Consider the following 11361-nt stretch of genomic DNA (forward strand, 5'->3'; position numbering starts at 1 on the left):
AAACACCGTGGTCGGGCGTTTGCCCAGTCTTCTCCCGGCTGCAAATTTGTTCCGGTCTTTGGCGTACTCCGCGAGCGCGCTCCTCTGAGTGGGTGTCACCAGTGGCGGAATCGATCCCTGCACGGTCTGAGGGCCCTGCACGGTCTGAATATTGTGTAGTTTCTCTCGCGCGATCTGCTCGACATCAACCCCGTTGTCGACGGCCTCGCGCTGCCAATCCACAGCCTGCCTCACATCCACCGCCCCGAGGCTGCGTACCGCAAGGGCCACGGTCTGAAACACCGTGGATTTTCCTTTGCCCAGTGTTGTCGCGGCGACTTGGTAGTCCAAGTCGATGGCGTACTGCGCGAGCGCACCCCTCTGAGTGTCTGATAGCTGTAGCGGAATCGGTCTCTGTACGGTCTGAGGGTTTTGCACGGGGGCATCGGGGCCGAGGCCCCACCGTTGCCCGGTGTCGGGAGTGACCGGTGTGACATGGGCTGGGATGTGGACGGTCGTCGTGGTGAAAGTGCGCCCCCCGTTACGGATGTATTTACGAAGGAACGCGGGGATGGCGGAGCCATGGACAGGCTGCCGGTCGTGCGGGGTGTCGAGGTCGAGGTAACTGCGATAACGGAGAGCGAACTCGTTGGGGCCTTCGACAGCGAGCTCGAGCACACCGCGAACATCGCCGACAAAGATACGCGTGCCCTGCAGGTAGGAGGGAAGTCCGCGGCCCGTCTCCTCGGCAATAGCCACCTCGACGGCTAGGTCGCCGAGAAGCTTCCCCGGGCCGTCGAACACCCGGACCGTGTGGCCAGGGGGCGCGATGATTTCACCGTCGGGGGCATAACAGACAGCACGGACAGTGGCCAGCTCACGCCGAGAAACAGGCGGGAAGGGATACCTCTTCCCCATGACGACGTCTTCCACTGTAATGGTGAGGTCATCATTCACAACAGAATAGAGGCCATGCCCACCGATACTGATTCCCCTGTTGAGATCGGCACTGGTATAGGAATGACCGATAAGAGCTCTAGCACCGGGCCCGGCGCCACGAATCTGGGCAGCGATGATGCGGTAGGCGACGCCCTCGTCGGTACCGTAATCATGAAACGGCGCACCCGCACAGAACTCGACTCCCAAAAGCGATACCCCCTCGAGCCCAGACGGCGAAGGGACCGTGATAAAACGACTACCGTTGCCAGGCATGATCGCATTACCGTGCTTGATCGCAGCAAGAGTTGCAGGAATACACTCATTACCGGCGACACCGCCGCGGTATGAACCAGCGGATGCCGAGCCGGTGGGGCGTTGGTGTACGCCGCTGCCATCGGCCGCTGCCGGAGTACGCTGCGGTGTGACAAGTGCAAAGAAGTCCGCCTTACTGAGACCACCCCACCTTACGATTTTATCAGCTTCGGCCATTATCATTTTCACCTCAGCCGAGTTCGCCATCTTCCCACCGATAAGAGCCGTGCGGCCCACGCTCGCCTTCATGATGCGCTGCAGCAGCTTCGACTTCACGGGCCCTATCGTCCGCTGATCAACAGCAGGTTCGGTGATTTTAATTCGCTCGTGAATATCCGCGGTTTTTATTATCCCCTGGGCAATGCACTGCAGAATTTTGTTTTCCAAGGACAGCTTCGGCTCAGGCGCTTCATCTACAAGCGGTGTGATGATGCTGTCGTCCAGGAGGTTCCAGTCGCAGGCGATGGCCACGATTCCTGCACGAATATCATTCAGCTTCCCAGCAATTTGGAATTCTTGACGTATGATGTCCAGGGCATCGGAAAACGAATTGAGGCCGATAACAGCTCGCGTGTTTTTCAGTGTGTAACCGGCGGCGATTGCCTGGAGGTTGGTAAAGCCGGCGGCGGCGTACTGGAGTATCTGGTACTCCAGGGTCCCGGCCTCGATGTCGGGGCGTTCGGGGAGGAGTGGCGGGGCCGGGAGCGTATCGATGGCGCTCCGGTCGAGTTGACCCGTTCGGCTGGCCTGGTTCGCGATCTCCGCGCTGCGGGCGAAGGGGTTGGACCGCAGGGCGCGGGTGAGTTCGAAGCCGAGGTCGTGAGCCGCTGTGATCAGAATCGTTTCGAGTGCTTGGTAGGTGATGCCGAGTTGTGTGACGATCTGCTGGTTTTTGTCACCTCTGATGACGTGATGCAGGACTGCTTTCTGCATGGGCGCCAGCGGGATTCGAGCTCGAGGTTGGGTTTGTGAGGTCGGGTGAATATGAGCGCCGGATGCGGGGAATTCGGCGACGGCGGCCTCGGCTTGTTGGCGCTGTCGGCGGGCTCGGGTCACGGCGTCTTCGTCGATCAGATGCCACCGGCGGGCTTCGAGCAGGGCGGACTCGATGTCGGAAACCTCGAGTTCCCGGTATACACCACTGATAGCGTCCTCGTTTGTTTCGTTGCCGGCGGCGTGCTGCTCGAGAGCAGCCTTCTGCTGGGGTGAGATTGCGGGGCCGGGGATCGTTGCGGCATAGCGGCGGCCGTCGACTGTTTGTCCGTGTTGATAAGTGTGGCTGTCGGGGTGTTGCTGGAGGTAGTGGATCTTTCGGCCGGGGGTGGTGTTGTTGACGAGGGTGTGCCGGAAAGTGCCGGGCTGGATGACGACGAGGTTGGTGTTGGTGTTGCCGATGGATTCGGCGTAGTCGGTGGCAACGTCGAATACGAGGGGAAGGCCGGGGTATTCGGTGGAGAGGTTGTCGGTGGTACTGCCTTCGAGAACTGCCGCGATTTCGTTGTCGAACGCGCGGGCACGTTCGAGGGTCATGCGCTCGGAGAATGTGTCGGCGCGGGCACGTTCGGCACCGGCTGCGGCGGTGTCGGTGTGATGGGTGGCATCGTCGAGGAATTGACGGCGGCGCGCGGTTTCGTGGGCTTGTTCGGTAGCCAGGGCACGGGTGGTGATACGGGAAAGATACTTACCGGAGTTGCGCCGGAGATGGTCGGCGAGGTTACGGCGTAACTGCTGCTCGTCGTCGAACCCCAGCGCATGAGCGAGGGCGGCGATCGGATCGTGGCGGTCGTCGCTCCAGCCGACGGCGGTCGGCACGTCGACGGCAATGTCGGAGGCGTCGAAGGCATCAAGGCGGTCGAGGAGATTGCCGATGCTGACGATCTCGGTGGTATTGAGGACTCCCGATCCGGCGGACACGTGGATTTCGAATTTACCGTTGGCCAAGACCGTAGCGGTGGTGACGTTGTCCGGAAGCATGATCTGAGTACCACCGGGCAGAACACGACGGTGGATCCGGTCGGAAAGTTCACCGACAGCGACAAGGGCGACAGGCCCGGACGTGTCGGGCAGCGGGCGATGGATACTGATCGTGGTAACAGTGTCGTTGATGCTGTCGCCGAGGTAACCGACAATCCTCGTACGATCGAGAGTGAGCCCATCCAGCGGACTGTCGGGGTCGTCGTTCCTGCGAATCTGAATCGCGAACTCATTCGGCCCCACCACCACAACCCGGAGCCGCCCACCGGTATCACCGAGATACTCGCCGGTATCACTGAGGTAAATGTAGGTGCCAGGCGGGAAAGCCACCAGACCACCACCGGTTTCAGCGGCACCAATATCTCGATCCAGCTCCGTCAGCAACTCATCGGCACGCAGAACCCGGATACCATCGTCCACCGTGGCGTTCGCGATGTCGCGATCAGGCGGAGCCAAGGGCCACGCAGCGCCGCCATCCCGCGATGACGACGCCTGCGCCACATAGTCATGCACGTTTGGCTCCTGCGAATCGCGATGCACCTGCTCATCGAGCACTTCATTCGAGTACGGACTATCCGCCGGCAGCTCGCCGAACGGAGACGGCCCTGACATCGGGGGCGAAGCGCCGACGCTGCCGGCCTCGGCAGACAGCGAACTCGGGGACGCCGTGGCTGTGGGAGTCGGCTCGTCGAGTAGACCCCACCAGATGGCCTCTTCCTTGGCATCGTCGGGATCTAAAACGCTGAGCTTCTCGTATATGCCATCGGCCCCGCTTATCGAGTATTTTACATGTTGCGCGTCGATGCCGGGAAAGTCTTTTTCAAGGCGTTCAGCGATGTCTTTATCCGTTTTGCAATCGGGGCCGCGGACCTCGAGGATCGCTTTATTTTGGCGGCTGAGTTCGGGGCCGGGAATTGCAGTGGTGTAGTGGTAGCGACCGGACCTCGTTCCGTACTGGTAGGTGTTGTAGCTCGAGTGACGCCCGAGGAAGTGGATGGCGGCGCCGATGGCGGGGTTGTTGATGAGGGTGTGAGTGGTTCCACGTAGGTAGACGATGACGTTGACTGCGGTGTGGACGATGGCGACGTGGAGTATGAAGGGCAGGCCGGGGTATCGGGTGGAGCGGTTGCCGGTAAGGCGGCCTGCACCGAGTGCGGCGATTTCCTCCTCGAGTGCGGCGTCACAGGCGCGGACAATAGCGCCGTGATCCGCGTTCTCACTGGCCAGCAGGGCGTCGATGCCGTCGTTGGTGATGTAGTCGCGGTATTCGGCGCCGCGGATGCGCAGGTGTTCGGCAAGATCGTCGTGAAGCTCCGTGGAGTCGCGCGCGATAGAGCGAGCAAGAGCTACGACCGGCAGGTAGTCCCGTCTGCTCCAACGTGATGGTACGGGTGTGTGAATGGTGATCTCGGAGGTGGCGATGTGGATGGCGTGAGTGTTGAGGAATTCGAGGAATTTGGTGCGGCGCAGGGTTTCCGAACCGATGAGGGTGCCGAAGTTGAGTTCGATAGCACCATTGGCAAGGACGGTAGCAGTAGTGGTGACGGTGGTGGCCGGGTCGTGGATGTCGATCCGGGTGCGGGCGGGCAACAGATTGTGGCGGACCTGATACACGAGGTCATCGACCGTGGGACCAGGCGTAGGAGTTTCGACGAATGCTCTGACGATGGCACGATCAGGGCTGTTGATGTAATCGCGGATCAATTCACGAGCTGCGTCGCCGGTGAAGACGAAATCGTTGTCGACAACGAGATCCTGGCCACCGAACCCGCGATACCGCTGATGCAGACCACGACGGTCCACGCCGAGGTCGACGACCGTGAGCTCCAGCGCCTCCCAGTGGCCACGGATATGAATGACAGTGCCGGGCGCATACCCACCACCAGGACGGTCCGGATCCAACGTACGCACAAGCGTAGGGTGCGCCAACACTGTCGCAGGATCATCGAACACCTGCGTGTAACCAACAATGCGACCAGCAGCGGGACCATCCTCCATGGTGGTGTCGGGGCGGTCGATCGCCGGCAATCCGGGTCGCGGCGCTGTTGGTGCGAGGGTCCGGGGGGCGTCGGGTATGAGAGCTTCGGGAGCATGGGGCGATTGTGCGCCGATGAGTTTTTCGCCGAGGATCTGTGCCCCGTTAAGGGTGTGGGGCGGAATGAAATGCTGTGCACCTGTAGGAGCGAAGACCATAGCGGCGGTCGCTATGCTGGGCGCGAACGTGAATTTGCCGGCACTACGGTCTTCCCGGGTCGCGGGATCGTACACCCGGACTTTCTCACCCGTGTGGTACACCACGAGCGTGTGCGCACCGAAACCACGCTCATCGACATCGGGGTGAACATCGACGATGTAAGCCACAGCCTTTTCCCCCAGACCACGCACCGCATCGATAACAACAGCATGCCGATGATCCGGCAGCGGCAGATCGATATGCTGCAGTGCCGCGTTGGTTTCGGTCTGGAAACGCGTGGCAGTCCAACCCGACAACTGTCTCTCTTGCGCGAAACCTTCCGGCTCCCGATAGGGAAGCAGCCCATTGTGACGCTTCCCGTAACGCAACGCCGCCGGCGCACAATTGCCTGGATGATCGGAGCGGGGAGCCTGCAGTGAGCCCCTTGGCATCCGAATCTTCACTACCGACGCATCGACATGCCGCATCATCGCCCTCGCCTGCGTCTCGGACGCAAACACCTCCACCTCCAGCAACCGGTCACTTGCGCGACGGGCAGTCACATACGCCCTGATCATCGACGCGAGTCGGCTCGGACCCGACCGCACAGACGCAGAACTCCGAATCGCGGAAAACACCGTGCGCCAATTCCGCGCCCTGGAGAACCCGCGGGCCTGCGGAGCCGGCTGCGCATCCGGCCGGCTACCCGACGGACCGGAATGGTCGTTCAACTCGTCGTGGCCCGCCGACACCACCACGGCACGCACTGCCCCATGACCCGTCGCATACACCTGGGCGGCATCGACCATCTCACCGGTCATCGCCACCAGCGACGCACCCGCCGGCGCCACCCGCCACGTCACATACGCAGCAGCATCCACCGGCCCGATACCGATAACCACCGCCCCACGACCACGATCATCCTGAACAAACGACAACACATGCACCGGCGCCAGCTCCCGCCGCGCACGCGCCGTCGTGATCCCCACCTCCAAATCCGCAGCAGCCACCAAATTCGCGAAACGGGTGTACTCCGCGTGCAGAGCCTCCCGCTCGCGCTGCTCCTCCGCGGTCTCACCCACCGCAGCATGCGACAGGCCATCGAGCTCGAGCCGCAGATGAGCACGGTTCAACTCATCCCGCACAGCGGCGTCAATACCTTCCGCATTACGCAGACCAGACAGCTCGGTCACCAGCCGCCGCTGCTGTGCAGGCAACGCCGCGAAATTCAGGGTGTTCCACCACCGGCGGCCGTGTTGCCGCCACCATTCCGCCGCCACACGTGGATCCGGCCCGACCCCTTCAAACCCCGGCGGCCGCTGCAGCGGAATCATGAACATTCCCCGACCGAGCAAATCGCCGGGTCCGGGGTCCGAAACCACCAACGATGGCCGGATCTTGTTGCTACGCAACTCAACACCCCACCACTGCAGGCCACGCTCATACCGGTCCAAACCCACCGAAACGAGCTCCGCCTGCACACGATCCAATTCCTGACCGGTACCGCCGCGTGTGCCGACAACCCGCAACACCAACGCCTCACGCAACACCGCAAGCAAGCCCCTCTGACGCTCCAGCTCACCAGCTTGGCGCTCCAACTCCGCACCATCACCAGCACCCGCATCGCGGTACGAGCCGCGATCCAAAAGATTCTCATCGACCAGCAAACCCGACCGACGCAACGCCTGGTAATAGAACGCAGGAGGGGCATCCTGGCCGTGATCCGCATCCACAGCAGGAACATCATCATCACGCGCCGGCGGCGCATCCCACGGCACACCACGCTCCGCCGGACTCTGATACACCTCATACTCCGGCGGATCCGACGAGAAACCGCGATCGCCATCGATGCCGACGAGATGCCGCAACTGCGTATCAGGCGTGGGTGTGTGATTCTCCACCGGAGGCGCGACAACATCGCCGTAATAATCGATGTAAAAGACCTCGACAGAAGAAACCACATCGAGCACACTCGGCGGATAATCCTGTTCCGGCTCATCGAACGCCGGATCCCATCCGCTCAGATCAGCCGAACCCCCGACACCCGACTTGACCTGGCGGGTGGCGAGAAGACAATGCGCACCAATCCCATGCTCATTCGCACGAATATAGTTATGGACGATAACAGCGTGCACAGCAGCAGACTCAGGATCCCTGAGCACACCGGCAATAATGTCATGAGCCATTCGAACAGCCGGGGATTCAGGACCACCCAGCACACCGGGGACAGCCCCGCGATCGCCGACGGTATACAACCGCCCACCCAGAACATCCTCCAACTGCCGATGCGTCGTACCCGCAAGACCCGGACTCACCAGAACACCGATATCGAATTCCCTGCCAGTTGCCTCGCCCAAACGACCCACCACACGAGGACCACACCGATCACGCCCACCCACACCCACACTGAACCCGACCGCACCACTACGACCGGCGGCGCCAGGCGGGCGATGCTGACTGCTGCCGTCGGTCGCAGACAGTGTTTCGGCATGCGAACCCGGCCCGTCACCCGCGGTCGACCCGTCCCCCGTCCGATGCTTCCGGAACACGCCCGGCCGTCCAGCGTAGCCGTACGGCACGCTGACGTTGGGGTGCGCACTGGAGGGCTGGTGGACGAATGGGTCGTACCACGGTTGTGTCAGTGCGGCGGGATCGATAGTGAGGCCGGTGTAGCTGCCATCGGCGATCGGGGGGGCGCCGGGTACCGGAGCGTCGAACTGCGAGCCCTGACCGGTGACACCGGTGTCGTAGATCCCGGACTCCCCGGCACCCGCCGAGTCCTCCCACGACATCGGGTCGTCCAGATCGTCCCACATCGGGTGGTCCCACAGCGCCGTACCGTCCCCCAGTTGATTTCCGGCATCCGTCAGTGTGCTGGGGCCAGCGGTATAGCCGCCCTCGGCGCCCGGTTCCCGCACGGTCTGCGGGCGTTGCCGCGCTTCTCGCGCGACCTGCTCGACACCAACCCCCCGGCCGACGGCCTCGAGCTGCCAATCCACAGCCTGCCCCACGTGCGCCGCCCCGAGCTTGCCTACCGCGGCGGCCACGTGCCAGCGCACCGTGGCCTTGTTAATGCCGTCAAGCTGTCTTGCGGCTGCTGTGTAGTCCTCGTAGATGGCGAACTGCTCGAGCGCCTCCCCTTGCTTGGGTGTCAGATCCCGCACGGGGGCGCTCGGGACTCCCGCGCCCGGTTCCTGCGCGGTCTGCGGGTGTTGCCGTGCTTCTCGCGCGACCTGCTCGGCATCGACTCCGCGGTCTACCAGCATTTCGGGTGGGTGTGCGCCGGGTACCGGAGCGTCGAACTGCGAGCCCTGACCGGTGACACCGGTGTCGTAGATCCCGGACTCCCCGGCACCCGCCGAGTCCTCCCACGACATCGGGTCGTCCAGATCGTCCCACATCGGGTGGTCCCACAGCGCCGTACCGTCCCCCAGTTGATTTCCGGCATCCGTCAGTGTGCTGGGGCCAGCGGTGTAACCGCCCTCGGCACCCGGTTCCCCCACGGTCTGCGGGCGTTGCCGCGCTTCTCGCGCGACCTGCTCGACACCAACCCCCCGGCGGACGGCCTCGCCCTGCCATCGCACAGCCTGCCCCACGTGCGCCGCCCCGAGCCTGCGTACCGCGCCGTCCACGCCGGACCTCACCGAGGTTGGGTCCATGCCCAGACTTCTTCCGGCTGTGTTGTAGCCCCCGTCGAGAGCGTACTGCGCGAGCACCTTCCTTTGATGGTCTGTCGGTGCCCGCGGTGCCCGGACCGATCTCTGCGCGGTCTGCGGGCGTTGCCGCGCTTCTCGCGCGATCTGCTCGACACCGACCCCCCGGCCGACGGCCTCACACTGCCATTCCACAGCCTGCCACACATCCGCCGCCCCGAGCCTGCGTACCGCGCCGGCCACGTGCTGGTGCGCCGTGCTCGTGGAAGTGAGGCCGAGCCGTTTTGCGGTTTCTGCGTAGTCCTCGTCGATGGCGAACTGCTCGAGCGCCTCCCCTTGCTTGGGGGTCAGATCCTGCACGGGGGCGCTCGGGACTTCCGCCGCGCCCGGTTCCTGCGCGGTCTGCGGGTGTTGCCGTGCTTCTCGCGCGACCTGCTCGACACCGACCCCCCGGCCGACGGCCTCGAGCTGCCAATCCACAGCCTGCCCCACATCCGCCGCCCCGAGCCTGCGTACCGCGGCGTCCACGTGCCGGTGCACCGTGCTCGAGGAAGTGACGCCGAGTCGTCTTGCGGCTGCTGTGTAGTCCTCGTCGATGGCGAACTGCTCGAGCGCCTCCCCTTGCTTGGGGGTCAGATCCCGCACGGGGGCATCGGCCGGTGAATGCGGTGCGCCGATCAATACGGCACCCAGAACGGTGACGCCGTCCACGCCGCCCGGAATCGTCTGCCAGACGCCGTCAGGGGCAAAAAGAATAGCAGTGATGACACGAATATCAGCGATGGGATGCTCGCGCAGAGGATAATCACGGCCCGGAGACGAAGGGTCGTGAACCATGACGGTTCCGGATTCGTTGTAGAACACCGTGTGGTGTGCGCCCACCCCGTATTCGTCACCCGGTCCGTGATAGCCGTCCACGACCAACGCCATAGCCCCGTCACCGAGCCCGAGGAGATGTTCCCCGATGAGATCGTGGCTATCGAAGACCTGCAGTTCAGCGTGAGCGTAGCCGTTGAACTCCCCGGCACTCATACCACTGAGAGCGTAAGTATCCCCGGCCGGTGGCGTAATAGGGGTGTTGGGGTTCTTGGCCTTGGCGTAACGCAAACCGACCGCCGCGCAATAGTTACCAGCCCCTATCGGGGGGGCGCCGGGTACCGGAGCGTCGAACTGCGAGCCCTGACCGGTGACACCGGGGATTGTTGCGGCGTGGATGTGGCGGGTGGGCGTGGTCCCGTGTCGGTACGCGTGTTTGTCGGGGTGTTGCAGGAAGTAATAGACGAGGGCACCGGGGGTGGGGTCGTTGATGAGGGCGTGCCGGGTGATACCGCGTTGGATGAAGACGGAGTTGGCCAAGGTTCCGGGCTGGGCGGTGACGATCGGGAGGATGAAGTGGAGGCCGGAATACGCGATGGAGCGGTTGTCGGTGGCGAGGCCGCTGCGTAGTGCGGCGATCTCGGTGTTGAGCGCGCCCATGCGGGCGGTGATGATCGTGTTGTCGAATTCGATCCGGCGGGCGTCCTCGACACCGCGTGCAGTGTCGTCGTCGACGAAGGGCCCCTTGTCGAATCCACGCCGCCACGCGTTCTCGCGGGCCTGCGCAATATCGATTTCATGGGTGGTGATGTCCTGGATGTAACGGTCGAAATAGGTCTCGAGGTGGCCGGCGAGATCGCCACGCAGTTGCTCGAGGTCCAGTCCGCGCGCCGCAGCGAGATTGGTGAGGATCGCGTCGAGCGAGTGCTGCTCGTCACCCCAATCGGTGGGGTCGTCGGGCCCGTGGATGGTGACGTCCGAGGGGCTCTCGGCGTCGAGGCGGGTAAGGAATTCGGCCGCGGTCAGGGTTTCCAACCCGGCAGGGGTGTGACTTTCGATGTTGCCGTCGCCAAGGACAACGGCAATCGTGTTGCCAGGCCACTGGATTCGAGTATCGGTGAACAAGACGTTGCGGTTCAGCCGGTCGGCGAGGCCGGCCACGGTGGTGTGGACGGTGGGCGCGGACGTGTCCGGTGGGGGGTAGTGGACGCTCGTCGTAGTGATAGCGCGGTCTTGGTTGTCGATGTAGTCGCGCAGGTAGGGCAGGATGCCGGCGGCTTGGAGGGTGGTGGGTCCGGAGTCGAGGAGGTCGAGATCATGATTGCCCAGATGCAGAAGGGTGAACGCGTAGTCGGGGGTAACGGTGATCCGCAGTGTCCGATCGATGTCGATGAGGTAGACGTGGGTACCAGGCCGGTAACTGGGGAATGCTCCGCCCGTTGCCTCGGCCACGCCCATGTCCTCGCCGAGCTCCTCGAGAAACTGGCCCGGGTCGTCGAAGTCTCGGATGCGCTC

The 11361-nt window shown here is 63.4% G+C and carries 1 protein-coding gene (cut by a window edge); it reads right to left on the minus strand.

Features of this window, described 5'->3' with window-relative positions; all coding sequences use genetic code 11:
- On the minus strand, positions 1-11298 hold the 5' end (the start) of the coding sequence (locus ACWEO2_RS36480; RefSeq protein ID WP_452409533.1) for a protein-glutamine glutaminase family protein. The gene continues 24990 nt to the left of window position 1, outside the view; 11298 of the gene's 36288 nt are visible here — the first part of the coding sequence; the start codon lies at positions 11296-11298; its stop codon lies beyond the left edge, outside the window.
- Between the last annotated feature and the right edge of the window lie 63 nt (positions 11299-11361).

This window comes from Nocardia sp. NPDC004278, from assembly GCF_053602975.1.